We start from the raw sequence: 20,937 nt of genomic DNA, 5'->3' as shown, positions 1-20,937 counted from the left end.
TCCGTCCGGTGTTCACCGGCATCAGCCGCGATGTGCGGCGTCGAGCGGTTGCGGGCGCGTCGGCGCCGACGGCGGGAGCACCGTGGCGGCGGTGGGAGACAGCGCGCGGGTGCGGCCGGCGCGCACCCCGTTGGCGATGACCAGGATCTCGGCGAGCTCGTGCACGGCGACGACCGCGGCCAGGCCGAGCACGCCGAGCAGGGCCAGCGGCATCAGTCCGACGATGATGGCCAGCGACAGCCCGACGTTCTGCAGCATGATCCGCCGGGCTCGTCGGGCGTGGTCGAGGGCCTGGGGCAGGTGGCGCAGGTCCTCACCCATCAGGGCGACGTCGGCGGTTTCGATGGCCACGTCGGTGCCCATCGCGCCCATGGCGATGCCCAGATCCGCGGTGGCCAGCGCGGGGGCGTCGTTGACGCCGTCGCCGACCATCGCGGTGGGCCGTTCGGCGCGCATCGTCGCGATGAGTGCAGCCTTGTCCTCAGGTCGCAGCTCGGCGTGCACGTCACGGATGCCGGCCTGCGCGGCGAGCGCGGCGGCGGTGGCGTGGTTGTCCCCGGTGAGCATCGCGACCCGGTAGCCGTCGCGCTGCAGGTGGGCGACGACCTCGGCGGCCTCGGGCCGCAGCTCGTCGCGCACGGCGACCGCGCCGAGGACCGTCCCGTCGGCTTCGACGAGCACCGCGGTCGCCCCGGCCTCCTGCATGCCGCGCACCGGCCCGGCCAGGTCACCGGGGTCGATCCAGCCCGGCCGGCCCAGCCGCAGCGCACGCCCGTCCAGGCGGCCGGTGAGCCCGGCGCCGGGCACGGCCTCGACGTCGGCGGCCGGGGTGGGCTGGTCGACCGCGGCCAGGATCGCGCGGGCCAGGGGGTGCTCGCTGCGCGCCTCCAGCGCGGCGGCCAGCGCGAGGACCTGCTCGCGGGTGGCGCCACCGGTGGTGGCGACCTCGATCACGACGGGCCGGTTGCGGGTCAGGGTGCCGGTCTTGTCCAGGGCGACCTGGCGCACGGCGCCCAGGGCCTCGAGCGCGGCGCCGCCCTTGACCAGCACCCCCATCTTGCTCGCCGCGCCGACCGCGGCGACCACGGTCACCGGGATCGAGATCGCCAGCGCGCACGGTGACGCGGCGACCAGCACGACCAGCGCGCGTTCGATCCACACCAGCGGGTCACCGAACACGCTGCCCACCACGGCGATCAGTGCGGCGGCGACCAGCACGCCCGGGACCAGTGGACGCGCGATCCGGTCGGCGAGGCGCTGCGCGGCGCCCTTGCGGGACTGCTCGGCCTCCACGATCGCCACGATCCGGGCCAGCGAGTTGTCCGCGGCGGTGCTGGTGACCTGCACCTCCAGCACGCCGGTGCCGTTGATCGACCCGGCGTACACCTCGTCGCCGGGGCCGGCCTCGACCGGCACCGACTCCCCGGTGATCGCCGAGACGTCCAGCGCGGTCCGCCCGGTCCCGACGGTCCCGTCGGTGGCCAGGCGCTCCCCGGGGCGCACCAGCATGGTGTCCCCGACCCGCAGCTCGCCCGGAGCGACCACGATCTCCAGGCCGCCGCGCAGCACGGTGGCCTGCTCGGGGACCAGCGAGAGCAGCGCGCGCAGGCCGCGGCGGGTCCGGGCGATCGAGTACTCCTCCAGGCCCTCGCTGATGGAGAACAGGAACGCCAGCATCGCGGCCTCGCCGACCTCGCCGAGCGCGACGGCGCCGACCGCGGCGATGGTCATCAGGGTGCCTACCCCGATCTTGCCCTTGGCCAGGCGGCGCAGTGTGGACGGCACGAACGTCCACGCCCCCACCGCTAGCGCGAGGACCTGCAGGGCGAGCTCCACCGGCGCCGGCCCACCGGACCAGCCCACGACCAGCGACGCGCCGAGCAGCACCCCGGCCACCGCGGCGGCGCGCAGCTCGGAGACCTCCCACAACCGCTCCGGCTCCCGCTCCGCCACGACCTCACCGGTCTCGGCGTCGACGCGGGGCTCATCGGGGCCGCACCCGCACGCGTCACTCACCGCGCACCCCCACGGTGCCGGTACCGAAGTTCGGGCACAGCGCCACGGCCGACCCGGTCGCCCCCAACAACCTCTCCGCGGCGGCGAGCAGGTCCAGCAGCTCCGGGCGGGTCAGCGAGTAGAACATCTGCCGGCCCTCCGGACGGCCCATCACCAGGCCGCAGTCGCGCAGGCACGCCAGGTGCGCCGACACCGTCGACTGCGCCGACCCGAGCCGCTCGGTCAGATCCACCACCCGCGCCTCGCCCCGGGCGAGGTGCTGCACGATCGCGAGCCGGGTCGGGTCGGACAGGCTGTGGAACAACGCCGCAGCCGGCATCAACTCCTGGCGCGGGGACACCGCCACCGCATCTGGCATCGTCATGCGGCGATGATAACGCATGTGGCCCATGTTCGGCGCCAGCTTTTCGACGCCCTCGATCGTCGCAGCCCTGGACACCGCCGCGACACCTCTGGTATCCATCGCTAGCCAACGATGTAACCGCATATCGTCGATAACTGGGAGGTCTGTCGTGTTGATGAACCGGGTGGAAACGGCCCTGGTGAACAGCCCGCCGCGGCGCGCGTTGCAGCGGTTCTACGAGACCCCGACGCTGCTGCGGCTGGGCGGGGCACTATCCCCGGACGCGCGGGTGCTCGAGGTGGGGTGCGGGGCGGGGTACGGCACCGAGCTGATCCTGCGCCGGTTCGCCGCGGCTCGTGTGGACGCGATCGACCTGGACCCGGCCATGGTCACTCGGGCGAAGCGCCGGCTGGCTGGTTACGGGGAGCGGGTGCGGCTGGCCACCGGCGACATGACCGACCTGCGCACCGCCCTGGACGCCGAGGACAACAGCTACGACGCGGTGTTCGACTTCGCGATCGTGCACCACGTCCCGGACTGGCGAGCGGCGCTGGCGGAGATCGTTCGGGTGCTCAAGCCGGGCGGGCGGTTCTACTTCGACGAGGTCACCGCCGCCGCGCTGGCCACCCGCGGCTACCGGTGGCTGTTCGACCACCCCACCGAGGACCGGTTCACCGCGAGCGAGTTCGTCGCCGAACTGGAGCGCCAGGGACTGCAGGTCGGGTCCCGGTGGCGCACCCGGGTTCGCGGGCACTACCTGCTCGGGGTGGCCCAGCGCCCGTACAGCGACGCCGCACCGCGGTGAGCCCCGCCGGCGAGGACGGGGCGTTGCGGCTGCTGCTCGACGCCCGCCGGACCTACCGACACGGCCCGGAGGCGATCGACGCCCGCCAACGCGCCCGCCTGGCCGAGCTCGTGGACTTCGCCCGCGGCCACGGCAGCGTGTACCGCGAGCTCTACCAGGACCTGCCCGGCCGGGTGGAGGACCCGCGCCTGCTGCCGGTCACCAGCAAGGCGGCACTGATGGCACGGTTCGACGACTGGGTCACCGACCCGCGCGCGAGCAGGGAGCGGGTGCAGGCGTTCGTGGCCGACCCCGCCCAGATCGGCCAGCCGTTCCTCGCCATCCCACCCGGCTACCGCGGCGGTTCCCGAGCCGGCTACACGGTGGCGACCACGTCGGGTACCACCGGCACGCGGGGGATGTTCCTGCTCGACGAGCGGGCACTCGCGGTGACCACCGCGCTGAGCTCGCGCATGCTCAGCACCTGGCTGAACGCGAGCGCGCTGCCCCGGCTGATCGCCGGGCGGGGACGACTGGCGATGGTCACCGCCACCGGCGGGCACTTCGCCTCCACCGCCGCGGCCGCCCGCCTGCGCCGCACCAGACGCGGCCGCCGCCGGGTCCAGGCGCTGTCGGTACACACCCCGCTGCCGGAACTGGTGACCCAGCTCAACGCGTTCCCACCCGCCGTGCTCGCCCCCTACGCCACCACCGCGGCGCTGCTGGCCACCGAACAACAGGCCGGGCGGCTGCGGATCCGCCCCGCCCTGGTCGCGCTCGCCGCCGAAGGCCTGCCCGACCCAGAGATCGCGCGGATCGCCACCGCGTTCGGCTCCGCGGTGGGCAACTCCTACGCCGCGACCGAGTGCCCGTTCCTGTCCTACAGCTGCCACCACGGCTGGCTGCACGTCAACGCCGACTGGGCCATCCTCGAACCCGTCGACGCCGACCACCGGCCCACCCCGCCCGGCCAGCAGTCCCACACCGTGCTGCTGACCAACCTGGCCAACCGGGCCCAGTCGATCCTGCGCTACGACCTCGGCGACAGCGTCCTGGCCCGCCCCGACCCCTGCGACTGCGGCAGCCCACTGCCCGCGATCCGGGTGCAGGGCCGCACCGCGGACCTACTCACCCTCCCCACCACCCACGGCACCACCGTGACACTCACCCCGCTGACCCTCTCGACCCGCCTGGACCGGCTGCCCTCCGTGGCGCTGTTCCAGATCCTGCAGATCTCCCCGACCGAGCTCTCGGTGCGAATCCAGCCCGCACCCGGCGCCACCCCGCAGCAGGCCTGGGCCCACGTGCACCGCGAACTCACCGACCTGCTCGCCGCCCACGGCCTCGCCCAGATCACCGTTCGACGCGCCGAGCAGCTCCCCCCACCCGCCACCGGCGGCAAGTACCGACTGGTTCAACCGCTGGCCGACACACCGGGCTGACCACGCCACACGTGGCGTCGACCGACCATGCGCTGTCGGCTGCTCGGCCGTACCCTCTCACGATCTTCTCTCCGGTCGACGACGCAGGCGTCGCGGCGCACGGATCGCGACCTCGTCTCGTAGACCGAACCCCCACCGGGACACCCCGGCCCCGCCCGCGAACCGAAGATCGCTGCTGCTCGGCGATTCCCGTAAGACCCGCCCGATGAAATGCCCGATGAAGGGGCGCTTACTGGGACACTCGCACGGTGAGCGGACTACTGATCGGCTACGCCCGGGTCTCCACCGACGAACAAGACCTCACCGCCCAACGCGACGCCCTCACCACCCTCGGCGTTGCGCCCGAGCGGATCTACGTCGATCACGGCCTGACCGGAACCAACCGGGCCCGGCCCGGGCTGCGCGAGGCGATGGCCGCGTGCCGCGGCGGCGACGTGCTGGTCGTGACCAAACTCGACCGGCTCGCCCGGTCGCTGCCCGACGCCCGCGACATCGTCGCCGAGCTCACCGCCCGCGAGGTCAAGCTCAGCCTCGGCGGGTCGGTCCACGACCCGACCGACCCGGTCGGCAGATTGTTGTTCAACGTGCTGGCCATGGTCGCCGAGTTCGAGTCAGACCTGATCAAGATGAGGACCCGGGAGGGCATGAAGGTCGCCCGCGCCAAGGGCCGGCTGCGTGGCAAGAAGCCCAAGCTCAGCCCGCGCCAGGAGTCCCACCTCGTCGAGCTGCACCACGCCGGCGCGCATACCAGCGCCGAGCTCGCGGAGCTGTTCTCCGTCGCCCGCTCCACCGTCTACCGGGCGATCGAGCGCGCACGCCCAGCTGCACCGTCCGCGTCCTGACGTCCTGCTCTGCCCCTCGGGTCAGCTTCGCGGAGTGCCGGGCCCAGTAGCGACCGCGCCAGCGCTACCGATGGAACCCGTTCCGTTGTTCCTCATGGGCCGGAGTAGCGGCGGTGCCGCTTCCACAACGTCTGCCACGGCCCGAACTCGGACGGGACATCCCGCCAGGCCAGGCCGCACCGGTATCGGTAGATGATGCCCTCGAGTACTCGACGGTTGTCTCGAAACGGGCGCCCGCGACGACCCTCCGACGAGGGCAGGAGCGGGGCCAGCCGGGCCCACTGAACGTCGGTCAGGACCGCAGTGCGCGACACCGCTACAGCATCGCGCACCCCGACCCACCTATTTCGGAGACACGCCCTAGCGCGCCGGCAACGTGAGCAGACGTTCCCGGATCATTCGGTTGGCTTTCGCGGCGGTGAGGGGTCCCAGGGCTGTAAGCGGGGTATCCAGCGCGGGACGTTGTCCCGATAGCGCGCGTGGTCGTCGCCGAACCGGTGGGCTAGCCGCGGGCTAGCCGCGGTTCCTCAACACGGGGGACCATGATGGTGACGAAGAGCGCGAACACGACAAGCCATGCCAGGAGGCTCAGGGACCGCGTTGCGATCGTCTCGCCGACGAGGATGGCCAGGACTCCACTGAACATCGGGTGGCGCACGTGTCGATAGGGCCCGTGCACTACCAGGGTGCGCGGTGGGTCCTGTGGCGACAATGTTCCCTCGCCCTCCCGGGCGAAGAGCCTGATCGTCCAGGCGAGCATCGCGACACCGCCCGCGATCAGCAGGGCGCCGGCAGTCAGGGCCAGGTAGCCGAGTACCGGACTGAGATCGACCCGGAGCGGAACCCATGATCGTTACGATCACCAGTGGAATGATGATCGTGATCGTGATCGTGACCGTTACCGGACCGAGCAGTATCGCCCGTAGATGCTGTACCAGCATGGTGCTGACCCCCTGGTCACATGTTCAGAGCCCAAGGGCGGGACGCGAGACCCCGCCCCTATGACCGAACGCCGATCCAACGCGGAACCTGGCTGCACAGGCGCCCGTAGGCCGTTCCGAACTGTCGCCGGAGGTGGCTTTCCTCGACCGCTACCCAGGCGCGCATCACTACGGTCAGTTCGATGGCCAGCAGCGCGGCCGCGGTGAGCCTCGGGCGACGGCGAGCCCGGCCGTGGCGGCCACGAAGCCCGTGTACCGGGGGTTGCGGCTGTAGTGGTAGATCCCACTGGTGATCAGCTCACCGGTCTCGCCGCCGTTGAGCTACTGCGGGCTGTCGAACGGCGTCATGCCGGCTCCTGCGAGAGTCGTCCCGCGGCGGCCGGTCGGCACGTCGCGGTGGCGGGCGAGGGACTCGGTGAGCAGGACTCCGAACGTCGCGTAGGCAGCCCACATCATCATCTGGGTTCCCCGCCGCAGGGTTCCGTTGCGGTCGAGCTCGTTCTGCATCCGGTGAAGAAGCGGGATCACGGCAACCGTGAGGACGGTGTTGGCCAGCCGTGCCGCCCGGTCGGCCGTGGTCATGGGTGAGACCTCTGGTGTGCCTGTATCTCTTGTTCAGCAGCGGACGGTTCGGGGCTGCAGCATGCGCATCCGTCCGCACAACCGCTCTGGTGCGGCGGCTGTGCCGGAGCGGATCCCGGATCGGCGTCGAGCGGCGACGGTCCGGTGGCCACCGTGTGGGGTGTGGCCGGTCGGGGTGCCGGCGCGCAGCAGGGGTCGTCCGGTTCCGGCGCGGGCTCGACCGCGATGTGGTGTCGCCCCGAGGTGGCCGGAGCGGCGGTCAGACCGGGCAGGGGCCGTGTCCGCGCGGCGCGGACGGCGTTGAGGATAACCAGCACTTCGGCGGCCTCGTGGATCACGACGACGGTGGCCAGGCCCAGGACGCCGAACGCGGCGAGCGGGATCAGCGTGCCGATGATCAGCAGTGAGAAGCCGACGTTCTGCAGCATGATCGTGCGCGCGTGGCGGGCGTGGGCGAGGTTCTGCGGGAGGTGGCGCAGGTCCTCACCCATCAGCGCGACGTCGGCGGTCTCGATGGCGACGTCAGTGCCCATGGCGCCCATCGCGATGCCGACATCGGCGGTGGCCAGCGCCGGGGCGTCGTTGACGCCGTCACCGACCATCGCGATCCGGCGACCCCGGGCGATCTCGGGCAGCAGACGAGCCTTGTCCTCCGGGCGCAGTTCCGCGTGCACGACGCCGATCCCAGCCTGCTGGCCGAGCATGGCCGCGGTGCGCCGGTTGTCGCCGGTGAGCATGGCGACGTCAATCCCGAGCGCGCGCATGCGGCGAACGGCTTCGACGGCTTCGGGGCGCAGCTCGTCCCGGACGGCGACGGCGCCGAGCAGCGTGCCGCCGCGCTCGAGGAGTACGACCGTCGCCCCCTGGTCCTGCAACCGCGCGACGTCCTCGGCCAACAGGCCGGCGTCGACCCAGCCGGGCCTGCCCAGCCGCAGCTCGACCCCGTCGCGGACGCCGATCAGGCCGTGCCCGGGCACGGCGGTGACGTCGTCGGCGGGCCGTACCGCGACCGACCACGGTGCCGCCTCGGCGGCGGTGAGGACCGCCCGGGCCAGCGGGTGCTCGCTCCGGGATTCCAGCGCGGCGGCGGTGGCCAGCACGTCGGTGCGGTCCTCGCCGGGCGCGGCGAGAACCTCGACCACCTCGGGACTGTTGCGGGTCAGGGTGCCGGTCTTGTCGAGGGCGACGGCGCGGATCCGGCCGAGCTCCTCCAGCGCCGCACCACCCTTGACCAGCGCGCCGTGCCGGCTCGACGCGCCGATCGCGGCGACCACGGTCAGCGGTACCGAGATCGCCAGCGCGCACGGTGACGCAGCCACGAGCACGACCAGGGCTCGTTCGAGCCAGAGCACCGGGTCGCCGAACAGCGCGCCCAGCCCGGCGATCAGAACGGCCAGGACCATGATCGCAGGAACCAGCGGGCGAGCGATCCGGTCGGCGAGGCGCTGACCGGAGCCCTTGCGCTCCTGGGCCTGCTCGACGATGTGCACGATCCGCGCCAGCGAGCTGTCCGAGGCCGGGGCGCTGACCACGACCTCGATCGCGCCACCGCCGTTGATCGTCCCGGCGTAGAGGTCGTCACCCGGTCCCGCCTCGATCGGGACCGACTCACCGGTGATCGCGGAGGTGTCCAGGCTGGTCCGCCCGGTCCGGATGGTGCCGTCGGTCGCGGCCCGCTCGCCGGGGCGCACGATCAGGACGTCGCCGACGACGAGGTCGTCAGGGGAGACGGTGACCTCGTCGCCGTCACGCAGCACCGAGGCGGTCGGGGGGACCAGCCCGAGCAGGGCACGCAGGCCGCGGCGGGTCCGGGTCACAGCATGGTGCTCGAGCCCTTCGGCGATGGAGAACAGGATCCCGAGCAGGGCGGCCTCGGCGATCTGTCCGAGTGCGACGGCGCCGATCACGGCGATCGTCATCAGGGTGCCGACACCGATCCGGCCGTGGCGCAGATTGCGTAGCGCGTCGGGCACGAACGTCGACGCCGCGACCACGGCCGCGACCAACTCGACCCCGCCGATCAGCAGCGCCGGCCCACCGGCGACGAGATCGATCACCCAGGCGGCGGCGAGTAGCACCGCAGCGACCGCGGCGAGCTGCAGCTCACGGACCTGCCAGATACGGCCGGGCCCCTCGTCGCCCCCGGCAGCGCTGTCGTTCGCGGGTGCGGGTGCAGTGCCGGACTCAGACACGATCCGCTCCTTCCAGCACCGCGTCGCCGTCGCCATCGGTGTCGACGGCTGTGCCGTTGTCGACCTCGACCAGCACCGACAGGACGGCGCGTCCCCGGTCGGAGAGCTGGTACATCACCATCCGGCCGTCCCGGCGCGAGGTCACAACCCCGACCGTGCGCAGCTGGCGCAGGTGATGTGACACCAGGGCCTGCGACGCACCGACGACCCAGGCGGTGTCGCACACGCACAGCTCGGCACCCTGGAGAAGGGCGGCCGCGATCCGCAGCCGGGTGGAATCCCCGAGCCCGCGGGCCATACCGGCCGCCGGTTCGACACGAGTGCTGTCCGGCAGTGCGGCACGGATCCGTTCGGCGTGCGGAAGATCGAGACAGAGCAGGTCACATGCGTCATCCATGGCCATACAAACATTCTAACGGCCATCGATATGTTTGGGTAGTGCTGCCCGAAGGTCCGGCGCACTCGATATCCTCGACCCGCAACGACTGGACCGGCGATAAATTGAGGGCCAGGCCGTCCTCGCGGTCGGTGAGGACGCGTTCCCGGGAGCGGCACGCGGTGCGGCGCGCGCGTTTCGTCTCCGCAGGGGCTGGAGGACAACCTGGCCCGGCCGTGGCAACTCATTGACCTGGCCGACCCCGGCAACGGCTGACCGCGGGGTCGCGGGGTCACCGCATCCGACACCGCAAGGCCCGTCGACTTCCCGAGAGTCAGACATCCCATGGTCGCGGCCGTCACGACTGCGGCGGTCGATCCGGCAGGGCCCGGTCTAGCGCAACCAGCAGTAGCACGACGCCAGCGCCGATCAGCCAGGGATTGGCGAGCTCGGAGCCGGCCGCTCCTAGCGCCCCGGCGGCGAGCAACGCCGGCCCCGCGCAGCAACATCACCAGCCGCACGAGCAGGGCGGCGACACCCAAACGCCGCGGGCCCCGCCAGCGCGCTCGACCTCGGTGTGTTCGGTGTCGGCGCGTTCGGTGTCGGAGCCGCTGGTGGGGCCGCGGTCGGGTCGGTCGGCAGGTATGAAGGATCCTGGTCCCCAGCGAGGTCAGGGCGGGATCGAGTCAGGGGCGGGGGTCGATGCGCGCGCACGCCGAGAGCGCGGAGCAGTTGTCCGCGGCCAGCGAGCGGGCCAGCACCACCAGGTCGGCCACTCGCGGGTCGGCCACCCGGTAGTGGGAGAACCGGCCCTCGCGGCGCACCGCGACGTAGCCACAGTCGGCCAGACACGCCAGGTGCGTCGACACCCGCCCCTGGGCCAGCCCGACGTGCGCGACGCACTCGCTGACGGTGTGCTCGCCGGCGAGCAGGAACTCCAACAGCCGCAGCCGGGTCGGGTCACCCAACGCGCGGAAGAACTTCGCCACCACCCCCGCCTGCTCGCCGGCCTGCCCGAGCAGCGGGGGCGCCGACACCTCGGCGCCCGCCACCGGTGCTGGGACCTCGCCGCCTGTCTGCGCGGCCGGCTCGGTCGGCGGGCCTGGTGCCGTCCTCGAGCTGGTGACCATCCGCTGCGCTCCCTCCATCGTGTCATGCATCCGCCTTGACGGATGCCACTACGCTAGCATGTATTCGTCTAGCCGGATTGGACGGTTCAGACGAGCTCAACGGAGGTCAGGAGGCCCCGACGTGGACGACGACGTGGAGGACACCGCAGCGCTGGACCTGGTGGTGATCGGCTCGGGTGGGGCGGCGATGGCCGCCGCGATTGCCGCCCGCGGCGCCGGCAAGACCGTGGTGCTGGTCGAGCACGCAACCCTGGGCGGGACCTGCGTCAACGTGGGGTGTGTGCCGTCGAAGACGTTGCTGGCCGCGGCCGGGGCGCGGCACGGCGCGCTGGGCAACCCGTTTCCCGGTGCCCCGACCTCGTCCGGGCCGGTGGACCTGGGCGCGTTGGTGGAGCAGAAGGACGAGCTGACCGGACGGCTGCGCCAGGCCAAGTACGCCGACGTAGCCGCCGCCCACGGCTTCGAGGTCCGCCCCGGGCACGCCCGCTTCGCCGACCCCGACACCCTGCTCGTGGACGATGAACCGCTGGCTGCGCACGCCTACCTGATCGCCACCGGGTCCGAGCCCTCCCGCCCGCCGCTGCCCGGCCTAGACGAGGTGGACTGGTTGAGCTCGACCACGGCGATGGAGCAGACCGAGCTGCCCGAGTCGCTGGTGGTCATCGGCGGAGGCTATGTGGGGATGGAGCAGGCCCAGCTGTTCGCCCACCTCGGCGCCCAGGTCACCCTCGTGGGACGCCTCGCGCCGACGGCTGAGCCCGAACTCGCTGACACGCTGCGCCGGGTGTTCGCCGACGACTCGATCACCGTCATCGAGGACCGGGCGGTGCAGGTCGACGTCGGTACCGGCGAGGCGACGGTGGTGACCGGAGGCAGGCAGCGCGCCAGCGGGGCCCGGCTGCTGGTCGCGACCGGGCGCACCCCGCGCACCAACGGGCTGGGCCTGGACGCGGCGGGGGTGCAGACCGACGAGCGGGGTTTCGTCGCCGTCGACGAGGCCCAGCGCAGCTCCAACCCGCGGGTGTTCGCCGCCGGGGACGTGTCCGGGGCGCCGCAGTACGTCTACGTTGCCGCCGCCACCGGACGCGTGGCGGCGCTCAACGCCACTGACGCCGCCGGGCCCCGCCCGGCCATCGTCGACTACACCGGGCTGCCCGCGGTCGTGTTCACTCGTCCCCAGCTGGCCTCCGCCGGGCTCAGCGAGACCCAGGCGCTGGCCGCCGGGTACCGCTGCGACTGCCGGGTGCTGGACCTGGCCGATGTGCCCCGGGCGCTGGCCAACCGCGACACCCGCGGGGTGATCAAGGTGGTGGCCGACGCCGAGAGCGGGCGGATGCTTGGGGTGCACGCGGCCGCCGAGGCGGCCGGGGAGATCATGCTCGCCGCCACCTACGCGATCACCGCCGGCATGACCGTCGACGACGTCGCCGACACCTGGGCGCCGTACCTGACCATGGCCGAGGGCCTGCGCATCGCCGCCGGACAGTTCCGCAACCAGATGCCCACCTCCTGCTGCGCCTGACCCCCAGCCCACCCCTCCCCGATCCCCTCGTCGGAAGGGACGTTTCTGTCATGAGCATCGACGCCGAGCATCTCGCCACCCGGCTCAGCGAGACCATCTGCTCCACTCCCGGCGCCGCCGGGGACGCGATGGGCTGGCTGTGGCCGGCGCTGCTGCGTGAGCTGGCCCGCGGGCATCCGGTCACCGTCGACGACCTCGCCCACACCACCGGGCGCGGCGCCGGGGAGGTCCGCGACGGACTGGCCGGGCTCTCGGACACCGAGTACGACGAGCACGGCGCGGTGGTCGGGCACGGCATCACCCTGCGCGAGACCCCGCACCAGTTCACCGTCGCTGGCCAGGCGCTCTACACCTGGTGCGCCCTGGACACCCTGATCTTCCCCACCGTGCTGGGCCGCCCCGCGCAGGTCGTCTCCCCCACTCCGGGCAGCGGCGAGCTCGTGGCGCTCAGCGTCGATCCCGACAGCGGGGTCACCGCACTGCAGCTGATCGAGACACAGTCCTATCTCCAAGGAGATACGGCAGGACCCCAAAGTGTCATACCCCCTCAGGGTATTGAACAGGCGTGGTGTCGCTGATGCTGTGCCCGCGGCGCGGGTCGAAGCCCGATCCTCCGCCGGACAAGGGGTGCGGTGGTCCGATCACGGGTATTGCCGAGACCCGTTGGCTCCAGACTTGTCGGCTCCGCGCAGAACCTGGTAGTACGTGTCGCCGCGGAATCGGACGGGCCGCACGATGCGGCCGTCTGCGCGCCTGCGAACCTGGAGTCGCGATCGTTGCTGCTGGGTGCGTGCCGTAGCCCGTCGCCATCGGCCGAGCGCGTCTCCGCACAGGGCCGGGAGTCGCTGTGTTCCGGTCACGATGTACCTCGCGGATCGTGTGCGTTGGTAGAGCCGATACGCCGCCGCAGCAGCCGCGCCGCGCGATGCTCAGACCCAGCTCGTCCAGTTGTGCTGCTCGACACCGACGGCGCAACGGGCTCGCGTGGCGTGACCTCGTCCCTGACCGGTGCGGACTGGTCAGCCGAGCGGAGATGGGCCGGCTCGGTTCCAGTACTGGCAGTCGAGCCTGGCGTGGCAGGGACGCCTCTCTCGGCTGGCAGCCGGCCGTCGAGTTCCGCGCGCGGCACTCGAGCGTCGAACGCGACGAGCTCGAGGCCGTGCTCGACGACGGCGGACTGCTCCAGCCAGCGGCCCGTGCGAACCACGGAGAAGGTGATGCCGTTGTCCGCGGTGAGCGCCGCGCCGCGGAGGACGGCGGTGGCGTGGTCGAGGACATGTCGGGACCCGAGGGAGCCGGTTGGCATGCCGGTGTCGTGGAGGCTGAGGAGGAACCGGTCGAGAAGCATGTCGGGACTGAAGCCGGGAGCACCGGTCCAGGTCACCAGCAGTGACGTCGTCTGGGGCGTCGATGTGCGACCTGCCCGGCTGAGAACCTGCCGGCGACCTTGTCCGTTCAGCAGTGAATCGCTCCGCAGGACCGAGAGCACGGTGTCTCGTATCCAGCGGAAGCGGTCAGAGTCGTCGTGCATGAATGCTGCTCCATGTTGTCGATACCCGCGAGCGGCCGCCGGATCCGAGGAGGATGGGGCAGCAGCGGGCGAAGGTTGAGAGGCAGGCGGTGATCCGCGACGGCCTCGTGGCTGCCGATACCGGCGACCGTTGCGACGTGGCCCGTGATCTCAGGTGGGGTCGTGGCTGTCCGGCCTAGCCATTTGCGAGTCGGTCGGACGACAGCGACGTGTGCGATGGGCTGGGGCGAGGCAGTCAGCGATGGCGTCGAGGTGTGCCTCAGCCTCGGCTGCGGGGTGCGGGTCGCGACCCGTTCGACTCTGGCGAAGGATGATGCCGGCCGGTAGCCGCGGTTCTGAGCGGCGTTACCCGGTTCCCGCGTGGTCGCTGCTCAGAGGGTGTCGAAGGCGCAGTCGGTGCAGAGCCCGTCCGGCCACTGAGCCCCGGGCGGCGACCGAGCGTCGCGAGAGCACTCAGCAGCCGGGAGCCCCAGCGCCCGGGGGCCCCCGACGAGCTGACTGCAACCTCCAACCGCACCAACGCAGCATCGATCCGTGTCGGCGCACCCGGGGCAGGCGCACGCCGGGGCGTCGCACCGATCGGCTGCGCTGGGCCAGGCGGGGAAATCGCGCTCGCAAGTAGCCGACCACCAGGTCCGCGGCAGCGCCGCAGATCAGGACCATCGCGACGATCAGCACAGTGGCGGCGAGCTGGGTTCCGGTCACCCCATCCGGAACGAGGCCGTGCCAGACACCAGCCGGTGCCGGCCACTCAAGCCCAGATCCTTCAGCCGAGCGCCCCAGCCACTTGCCCGCGAGATGCAGGGCGGGCTGGGCGACGATGGTCGCGTTGAGAAGGCTCAACAGACCGCGGAATCGCGGCGCGATCCACCGGCGCAGCCCGGTGACGGCCCCGACCAGTACCACGAGGGCAAGGGTGTGGATCGGGTGTTCGCCGGCGAGCACATCAACCACCAGTGCCGCCCCGACCGTGGCGATCACACCACAGGTCATGGCGCCTCGCGACTGCGGTACGCCGCCGACGCACGCGGTCCTCGTTCGGGACTGCGCGACCGCTGCCATGCCCACCACTCTCCCTCTGGGCCCTGTGACAACGCTGAGAGACCGTGCCGGGAAGTCGACGCGAACAACCTGAGGTGGTGTTCCGGCCGTGCCGTTCCCGGCTACGGCGCGGGACGAGGGCCCGCGCCGCTGAGCGGCCCCAGTGGGCACCACAGAACGTACGGCGACGCACCGAGCCACACCGGCCCCATCACGCCGTCGCACGTGCGCATGGGTCGGGCGGTGGGCGGCCGTCGCCGATGACGGACGCACCGCCGCCGAGTCGCGCTGTTAGCCGAGCATCTCCTGCATCTGAGTGATCTCGGTCTGCTGGGCATCGATGATCGTCTGGGCGAGCGCCTTCGCCTCCGGGTTGCGCCCGTCGCGCAGCTCCGTCTGCGCCATCTGCACGGCACCCTCGTGGTGAGCGATCATCATCTGCAGCCACATCCGGTCGAACTCGACACCGGATGCCTGCTCGAGCTGCTGCATCTGCTGATCACTCATCATGCCCGACATCCCGGACATGCCGTTCTGCTCCATCCCGGGCATGTTGTGTTCCTGGCTCATGTTCGGCATGCCGCCGGACTCGGGCGCGCCCCATGCGGCGAGGAAGCCCTGCAGCTGCTGGATCTCGGGACCCTGCGCCTGCTGGATCGCGGTGGCGAGCTGCTTGACCTGGTCGCTCTCGGCACGGTCGGCCGCCAGATTGGCCATGTCGACCGCCTGCCGGTGGTGCGGGATCATGCCCTGGGCGAAAGCGATGTCGGCCTCGTTGTGATCGGCGGAAACCTGCTGGCCCGCCGCGGACGAGGTCGGCGCGGGCGGTGCCTGGCCGGCCGAGCCGGTGGCCTCCCCACCGCCGCACGCGGACAGGGCGAGGGCCGCGGTGACCGCCGTCGTGGCGAGCGCCATCTTCTTGATCTTCATGGTGGACTCCCTTGCATGTGACCGGTCGTGAGCTGGTGGAATCCAGCGCTCTTCCGCGCTGGGGGCCGATCAGCTCCGCATCACGCACAGCTGGGCAAGACGACGAGACATAGGTGGCGGTCTGGCAACAGACCACCGTCGAAGTGAGCTCCGGACGGGTGCGACCAGCGAACCGAGCATGGGGCCACCGAGGCGGAGCCCGGCAGCGAGAAGGAGCACACCGAGGGAGGTCAGGATGGCCAGGCACAAGTGCAAGGCGTGCTCCGGATCCGACCGGGCGCCATGGTCGCCGGGCACGTCAGCCGGGTCGTGGCCGGGTAACGTCAGGTCGGAGATCGCAGGGATCCCGGCAGCACCATCCGACGGGACGGCGGCCGTGGTCGCGGCGTGCCCGGTCTCGCCCGGCGGGGCGGCCACGAACGCGTGCATGCCCAGCAGCGCGAGCAACACGGGCACGATGAGCAGCAACCGCAGCTCAACCCGTTGATTACTCACCCCGGCCACGGTACCGACGGTGAAGCATGTCGACTTCGGGGGCTCACACAACGGTGTTCAACACCACCCCACCGCCGAGGCCGAGCAGCAGCGACAGCGCGGCGGCACCGAGCGCGGTCCCACGCGCCCAGCCACGAGCCCGGGTCACCGGCCGCTCGTGGTCGGGGCCCGGTTCGCCGAAGGCGGGCGCGATCCAGCGCAGGTAGTAGAACAGCGACGCGACGGTGTTGACCACGGCGAGCGCGACCAACCAGACCAGCCCCCCGTCCACGGTCGCGGTGAACACGACGAGCTTGCCGAGGAACACCGCGGTCGGCGGAGTCCCGACCAACCCCAGCAGCGCGACCACCAGCGCGATCGCGAGTGGCGGGTCCCGGCGGAACAGTCCCCGGTGGCCGGCGAGGGTGCGCTGCCCGGTGGCGGCGACGACGGCGAACGCGGCGATGTTGGTGATGGCGTAAGCGGCCAGGTAGAACAGCAGCGCCGGCTGCGCCAGCGGGGCGCGTCCGGCGACGGCGAGGGCCATGAGCATGTAGCCGACCTGCGAGATGGTCGAGTAGCCGAGCAGCCGCAGCACCGAGGTCTGGGCGAACGCGGCGAGGTTGCCGAGTGTCATGCTCACCGCAGCCAGGATCGCGATGATCAGAGGCCAGTCGACGACGTCGGCCGGGACCGCGGTGTCGAGCAGCCGGTAGGTGGCGACCAGGGCGCCGATCTTCGGCAGCGTGGTGATCACAGCGGCGACCGCCGGCGGTGTGCCGTCGGCGACGTCAGGCACCCAGAAGTGGGCGGGAACCGCTCCAGCCTTGAACGCCAGCCCGACCAGCACGGCGATCAGTCCGACCGCAGCGGCGCCGCCCGGTCCGGAGGCGATCCCGTCGGCAACCGCGTCGTAGCCGGTTGCTCCCGCTGTGCCGAACAGCAGGGTCACCCCGGCCACGGTGGTGACCCCGGCGAGCGCGCCGGCGAGGTAGTACTTGAGCGCCGCTTCGGGTGCGGTGCCCTGCTTGGCCCAGCCGGCCAGGGCGTAGAGCGGGACGCTGGCGAGCAGGAACGCAGCGAACAGCAAAATCAGATCGGCGGCGCCGCCGAGCAGGATCGAACCCAGCGCCCCGAGCTGCACGAGGACGACGAACTCGGTCTCGCGGCGGTGCCCGGCCACGGTGTCGCCGCACAGGGCGAGCAGCAGCAGCGTCGCGACGAGCACGATCGCCCGGGTGGCGTGGGTCGCGGTGTCGAGGACGTAGGTCCCGAACACCACGTCGACCGGTCGGGTCGCGGCGACGGCGGTCGCGGCCAGGCCGACGGTGCAGGCCAGTGCGGCCAGTACCCGGATCGTCCACTGGCGTCGGCGTGGGGTCCAGGCACCGAGCAGCAGCCCGGCGACCGCGCCGAGCAGCAACGCGATCTCCGGGATCAGAGCGGACGGGTCACTGTGGACTGTCACGGCCGAATCACCGCGTCACCAGGTCGCCCAGGGTGCGGGCGGCGGGTTCGATCACGTCGAGCAGGACCCGCGGCAGCAGCCCGAGCACGGTCGCCAGGACCAGTAGCGCGCCGATGGCCAGCAGCTCCCGGGCGTCGAGGTCGGGGAACGGGCGCGGGGTGCCGGGGGCGTCCGGGACGCGGACATCGCCGGAGAGCATCCGCCCCATGGCGACCAGGAACAACGCGGCGGTGAGCAGGACACCGGTCACCGCGACGACGGTCGCGACCGGGACGGCGCCCAGCGCTCCGGCGAAGATCTGGAACTCGGCGATGAACCCGGAGAACCCGGGAAGGCCGAGTGAGGCGAACGCGGCGACGGCGAACAGCCCGGCGAAGCGCGGTGTGCGGGTCGCGAGCCCACCGTAGGCGCTCATCTCGTAGGTGTGGCCGCGCTCGTGCAGCGACCCGGCGAGCAGGAACAGCGCCGCGGTGATCAGGCCGTGGCTGACCATCTGGTAGGTCGCGCCCGAGGTGGCGAGCTGGCGGGCCTGCTCGTCGTCGGCGGTGATCAGGCCGGCTGCGCCGAGGCCGAGCAGGACGTAGCCCATGTGGTTGACCGAGGTGTAGGCGATCATGCGTTTGAGGTCGGTCTGGGCGAGCGCGACCAGGGCACCCCAGAGCACCGAGACCACCCCGGCCACGACGGCGACCAGCGCGAACTGGCGCCAGCTCGCGGGCAGCAGCGGCATCGCGATCCGGACGAAGCCGTAGGTGCCCATCTTGAGCAGGATCGCGGCCAGGATCGCCGACCCGGCCGCGGGCGCCTCGGTGTGCGCGGGCGGCAGCCAGGTGTGGAACGGGAACAGCGGGGTCTTGACCGCCAGCCCGATCCCGATCACCAGCAGGGTCAGCCCGGCGTACCCGCCGCCGCCGGCGAGGGGGTTCTGCGCTGCCAGGGTCGGGATGTCGAAGGTGACCTGCGGTCCGGCCAGGGCGAGCAGGATGAACCCGAGCAGCAGCGCGAGTGAGCCCAGGAAGGTGTAGAGGAAGAACGTCAGCGCCGCCCGCCGCGCCGGCGCGCCGGTGCCCCACCCGGCGATCACGAAGTACATGAACACGATCGACAGGTCGAAGAACAGGAAGAACAGGATCAGGTCGAGCGCGACGAACAGGCCCGCGCTGACCGCCTGCAACGCCAGGAACAGGAGCACGAAGCCCTTCGGGCGGGCGATGCCGCGCAGCGTGTAGACCGCGGTCGCGGTGAACAGCACCGCGGTCAGCGCCAGCAGCGGCAGCGACAGCCCGTCCACGCCGACGTGGTAGGAGATCCCGGCGCTGGGGATCCACGCGTAGCGCTCGACGAAGCCGTACCCCGACGCGGGCAGGCCCGCCCAGACCACGGCGATCAGCCCGAGCTGCGCGAGCCCCGCCGCGAGCCACGCACTGGCGAACACCGTCGTGCCCGCCCGCGCCGGAACCGCGCACAGCGCGACCGCGACCAGCGCGGGCAGGAAGACGATCAGCGAGAGCATTCCGGGGTCACCTCACGACGATCACGAGGACGGCCAGCGCCGCGAGCAGGGCGAACCCGACCGAGGCCTGCGCGTAGTACTGGTGGATCTGCCCGGTCTGCGGACGACGGGCGGCTCGGCCCAGCGCGCGGGCGCCGTCGGCGAGCCCGGCTACGGCCCGGTCGACGCCGCGCTCACCGTGCCCGGCCACGACCGCGGCCAGCCGCGAGGTGGCACTCGCCGCGCCCGCCGGGACACGGGCGAGCACGCGGTCGTCGACCACGGCCAGAGCTGCTCCCAAGGTCACGACCGGGCCGACGACGTAGCGGAGCGCGAACGCCTCGAGGCCGAGCCACCGGTCCAGCAGGCCTGGCGTCGGGACGCGCTCGGCGAACCGCCACACCAGCAGCACGCCGGCACCGGCCAGGACGCCGGAAAGCACGAGCTCCCAGACCTGCGGAGCCGGGTCCGGCCGCACAGGGCCCAGTGCCAGGATTCCGGCCCCCGCGGCGGCGAGGGCGAGCACGACAGTCGTGGTCACCGCCGGGAGCGGTATCCGGACCGGAGCAGCACCGGTGGCCGGGCGGTCGGCGGGTTGCCAGGCGAACCACAGTGCGCGTCCGCTGTAGAACGCCGCGGTCCACCCGGCGACCAGTCCGACCAGGTACAGCGCGGGCGAGGAGCCCAGGGCGGCGGCCAGCACGGCGTCCTTGCCGACCCAGAGCCCGAACGGCGGCAGCCCGGCCAGCGTGAGCGCACCGACGGTGAATGCGGCCCCGACCACGGGGTGCCGCCGCGCGGCCCCGCGCAGACCGCCGGTCAGGCTGCGGGTGCCGAGTGTGGCCAGCCACAGGCCGGCGACCAGGAACAACAGGCTCTTCGCCGCGGCGTGCGCCACGGTCTGCAGCGCCCCGGCCGACACACCGGACGTCCCGGCCGCGAGCACGATGAACCCGATCTGTGAGCAGGTGGAGGCGGCGAGCAGCTGCTTGAGATCGTCCTGGACCGCGGCGACCAGGCCGAGCAGCAGCGCGGTCGCCACCCCGATCCACGCCACGAGCGGGGCCGCCCAGCCGGCGGCTTCCAGGGATGGGGCGATCCGCAGCAGCAGGTAGCCACCGGCCGCGACCATCGTCGCGGAGTGCAGCAGCGCCGAGGTCGGGCTGGGTCCGTGCATCGCCCCGGACAGCCAGAAACTGAACGGCAGCTGCGCGGATTTCCCCAGCGCGGCGACGACGACACCGGCGACCGCGACGTCGCCCCAGACGCCGTCGAGACCGGCCAGATCCGTCAGCGCCATCGCGCCCGCGCCGCCGGCGAGCATCGCCCCGGCCGCGACGTAGAGGCCCAGGTCGGCGGCCCGTGTGGTCAGGAACGCGACCGTGCCGGCGCGGGCGGCCACCCGGTCGTCGAGCCGGTAGCCGATCAGCGCCCAGCTCGTCGCGCCCATCACCTCCCAGGCCATCAGCAGCGCCGGCAATGTCGTGGCGGTGACGGTGACCAGCATCGCGGCCGCGAAGACCAGCATCAGGCCGTGGAACCGGCCGGTCCGCAGGCCCGGCTCGGCAGCAGCGACGACCAGCGCGGCCAGCAGCACCGCGGCGACCAGGACGACCAGTACCGCCGAGAGCCCGTCGACGGCAAACCCGGCCCGAATACCGGCCAGCAACGACACCTCGGACGCAGGCCGCGTCGCCGCGGCGGCCACGGCGAGCGCCAGGGTGGCCGCCGCCGTGGCGACACCGGCCGCGGTCGCGCCGCGGGCCGGGTGGGCCAGCAGCAGCACCGCGCCGGCGACAGCCGGGAGGCCGATGAGCACCGCGAGCAGCAC

General features: G+C 72.2%; 21 protein-coding genes and 1 pseudogene. 5 read left to right on the top strand and 17 right to left on the bottom strand.

Going from position 1 to position 20,937, the window contains the following annotated elements; genetic code table 11:
- Positions 1-21: 21 nt before the first annotated feature.
- Both AC0GKK_RS27295 and AC0GKK_RS27290 read right to left on the bottom strand, forming a co-directional pair.
- Positions 22-2,016, bottom strand: coding sequence for a heavy metal translocating P-type ATPase (locus tag AC0GKK_RS27295; RefSeq protein WP_100877370.1), 1,995 nt, complete (start codon positions 2,014-2,016; stop codon positions 22-24).
- Positions 2,009-2,380, bottom strand: coding sequence for an ArsR/SmtB family transcription factor (locus AC0GKK_RS27290; RefSeq protein WP_208622880.1), 372 nt, complete (start codon positions 2,378-2,380; stop codon positions 2,009-2,011). The genes AC0GKK_RS27295 and AC0GKK_RS27290 overlap by 8 nt, the downstream gene beginning before the upstream one ends.
- 154 nt (positions 2,381-2,534) lie before the next feature.
- Here AC0GKK_RS27290 and AC0GKK_RS27285 point away from each other — a divergent pair, with 154 nt between their 5' ends.
- The 3 genes from AC0GKK_RS27285 (at position 2,535) to AC0GKK_RS27275 (ending at position 5,427) form a co-directional block, all read left to right on the top strand.
- Positions 2,535-3,164, top strand: a complete 630-nt coding sequence (locus AC0GKK_RS27285; RefSeq protein WP_100877393.1) for a class I SAM-dependent methyltransferase — start codon at positions 2,535-2,537, stop codon at positions 3,162-3,164.
- Complete coding sequence (locus AC0GKK_RS27280; RefSeq protein ID WP_489884123.1) at positions 3,161-4,585, top strand: phenylacetate--CoA ligase family protein; 1,425 nt, start codon at positions 3,161-3,163, stop codon at positions 4,583-4,585. The genes AC0GKK_RS27285 and AC0GKK_RS27280 overlap by 4 nt, the downstream gene beginning before the upstream one ends.
- Before the next feature lie 248 nt (positions 4,586-4,833).
- Positions 4,834-5,427, top strand: a complete 594-nt coding sequence (locus tag AC0GKK_RS27275) for a recombinase family protein (RefSeq protein WP_179763221.1) — start codon at positions 4,834-4,836, stop codon at positions 5,425-5,427.
- 101 nt (positions 5,428-5,528) lie between these two features.
- Here the strand turns inward: AC0GKK_RS27275 and AC0GKK_RS27270 are convergent.
- From AC0GKK_RS27270 to AC0GKK_RS27235, 8 genes and pseudogenes are all read right to left on the bottom strand, one after another.
- Positions 5,529-5,741 (bottom strand): annotated as a pseudogene (locus AC0GKK_RS27270) (transposase); the annotation flags it as partial.
- A gap of 188 nt (positions 5,742-5,929) precedes the next feature.
- Positions 5,930-6,226 (bottom strand): methyltransferase family protein, encoded by a 297-nt coding sequence (locus AC0GKK_RS27265; protein ID WP_357440417.1) that lies wholly within the window; start codon positions 6,224-6,226, stop codon positions 5,930-5,932.
- A 316-nt stretch (positions 6,227-6,542) separates the two neighbouring features.
- A complete protein-coding gene (locus AC0GKK_RS27260) occupies positions 6,543-6,665 on the bottom strand; it encodes a methyltransferase (protein ID WP_179763282.1) in 123 nt (40 codons plus the stop codon).
- 24 nt (positions 6,666-6,689) lie between these two features.
- Complete coding sequence (locus AC0GKK_RS27255; protein WP_179763224.1) at positions 6,690-6,950, bottom strand: hypothetical protein; 261 nt, start codon at positions 6,948-6,950, stop codon at positions 6,690-6,692.
- Positions 6,947-9,142, bottom strand: a complete 2,196-nt coding sequence (locus tag AC0GKK_RS27250) for a heavy metal translocating P-type ATPase (RefSeq protein ID WP_308292794.1) — start codon at positions 9,140-9,142, stop codon at positions 6,947-6,949. The genes AC0GKK_RS27255 and AC0GKK_RS27250 overlap by 4 nt, the downstream gene beginning before the upstream one ends.
- Entirely contained in the window at positions 9,135-9,545 is a 411-nt protein-coding gene (locus tag AC0GKK_RS27245) for an ArsR/SmtB family transcription factor (RefSeq protein WP_179763226.1), read from the bottom strand. The genes AC0GKK_RS27250 and AC0GKK_RS27245 overlap by 8 nt, the downstream gene beginning before the upstream one ends.
- A gap of 331 nt (positions 9,546-9,876) precedes the next feature.
- Positions 9,877-10,005: a hypothetical protein gene (locus AC0GKK_RS27240; RefSeq protein WP_489884122.1), complete on the bottom strand. Its 129-nt coding sequence runs from the start codon at positions 10,003-10,005 to the stop codon at positions 9,877-9,879.
- 199 nt (positions 10,006-10,204) lie between these two features.
- A complete protein-coding gene (locus tag AC0GKK_RS27235; RefSeq protein WP_489884169.1) occupies positions 10,205-10,555 on the bottom strand; it encodes an ArsR/SmtB family transcription factor in 351 nt (116 codons plus the stop codon).
- Between the two features lie 280 nt (positions 10,556-10,835).
- On the opposite strand from AC0GKK_RS27235, the gene merA reads away from it, so the two are divergent.
- On the top strand, positions 10,836-12,170 hold the full coding sequence (merA, locus tag AC0GKK_RS27230; protein WP_246354029.1) for a mercury(II) reductase: 1,335 nt from the start codon (positions 10,836-10,838) through the stop codon (positions 12,168-12,170).
- A 50-nt stretch (positions 12,171-12,220) separates the two neighbouring features.
- Positions 12,221-12,748, top strand: coding sequence for an organomercurial lyase (merB, locus tag AC0GKK_RS27225; protein WP_179763229.1), 528 nt, complete (start codon positions 12,221-12,223; stop codon positions 12,746-12,748).
- A 278-nt stretch (positions 12,749-13,026) separates the two neighbouring features.
- Here merB and AC0GKK_RS27220 read toward each other — a convergent pair whose 3' ends face one another.
- The 7 genes from AC0GKK_RS27220 to AC0GKK_RS27190 form a co-directional block, all read right to left on the bottom strand.
- On the bottom strand, positions 13,027-13,701 hold the full coding sequence (locus AC0GKK_RS27220) for a hypothetical protein (RefSeq protein ID WP_179763230.1): 675 nt from the start codon (positions 13,699-13,701) through the stop codon (positions 13,027-13,029).
- 453 nt (positions 13,702-14,154) lie between these two features.
- Positions 14,155-14,682, bottom strand: a complete 528-nt coding sequence (locus tag AC0GKK_RS27215) for a hypothetical protein (protein WP_179763231.1) — start codon at positions 14,680-14,682, stop codon at positions 14,155-14,157.
- Between the two features lie 351 nt (positions 14,683-15,033).
- Positions 15,034-15,672, bottom strand: a complete 639-nt coding sequence (locus tag AC0GKK_RS27210) for a DUF305 domain-containing protein (protein WP_281010830.1) — start codon at positions 15,670-15,672, stop codon at positions 15,034-15,036.
- Positions 15,673-15,741: 69 nt separating this feature from the next.
- Positions 15,742-16,122 (bottom strand): hypothetical protein, encoded by a 381-nt coding sequence (locus AC0GKK_RS27205; RefSeq protein ID WP_357440414.1) that lies wholly within the window; start codon positions 16,120-16,122, stop codon positions 15,742-15,744.
- An 88-nt stretch (positions 16,123-16,210) separates the two neighbouring features.
- Positions 16,211-17,614, bottom strand: coding sequence for an NADH-quinone oxidoreductase subunit N (locus AC0GKK_RS27200; protein WP_253066747.1), 1,404 nt, complete (start codon positions 17,612-17,614; stop codon positions 16,211-16,213).
- A gap of 7 nt (positions 17,615-17,621) precedes the next feature.
- The gene (locus AC0GKK_RS27195; protein ID WP_179763234.1) at positions 17,622-19,127 is read right to left on the bottom strand and encodes a complex I subunit 4 family protein; all 1,506 of its coding nucleotides are present in this window, start codon (positions 19,125-19,127) and stop codon (positions 17,622-17,624) included.
- 7 nt (positions 19,128-19,134) lie between these two features.
- Entirely contained in the window at positions 19,135-20,937 is a 1,803-nt protein-coding gene (locus AC0GKK_RS27190; protein ID WP_489884121.1) for a proton-conducting transporter transmembrane domain-containing protein, read from the bottom strand.

The organism is Pseudonocardia sp. P-1, assembly GCF_058111925.1.
This window is presented reverse-complemented; position numbering and strand designations above follow the sequence as displayed.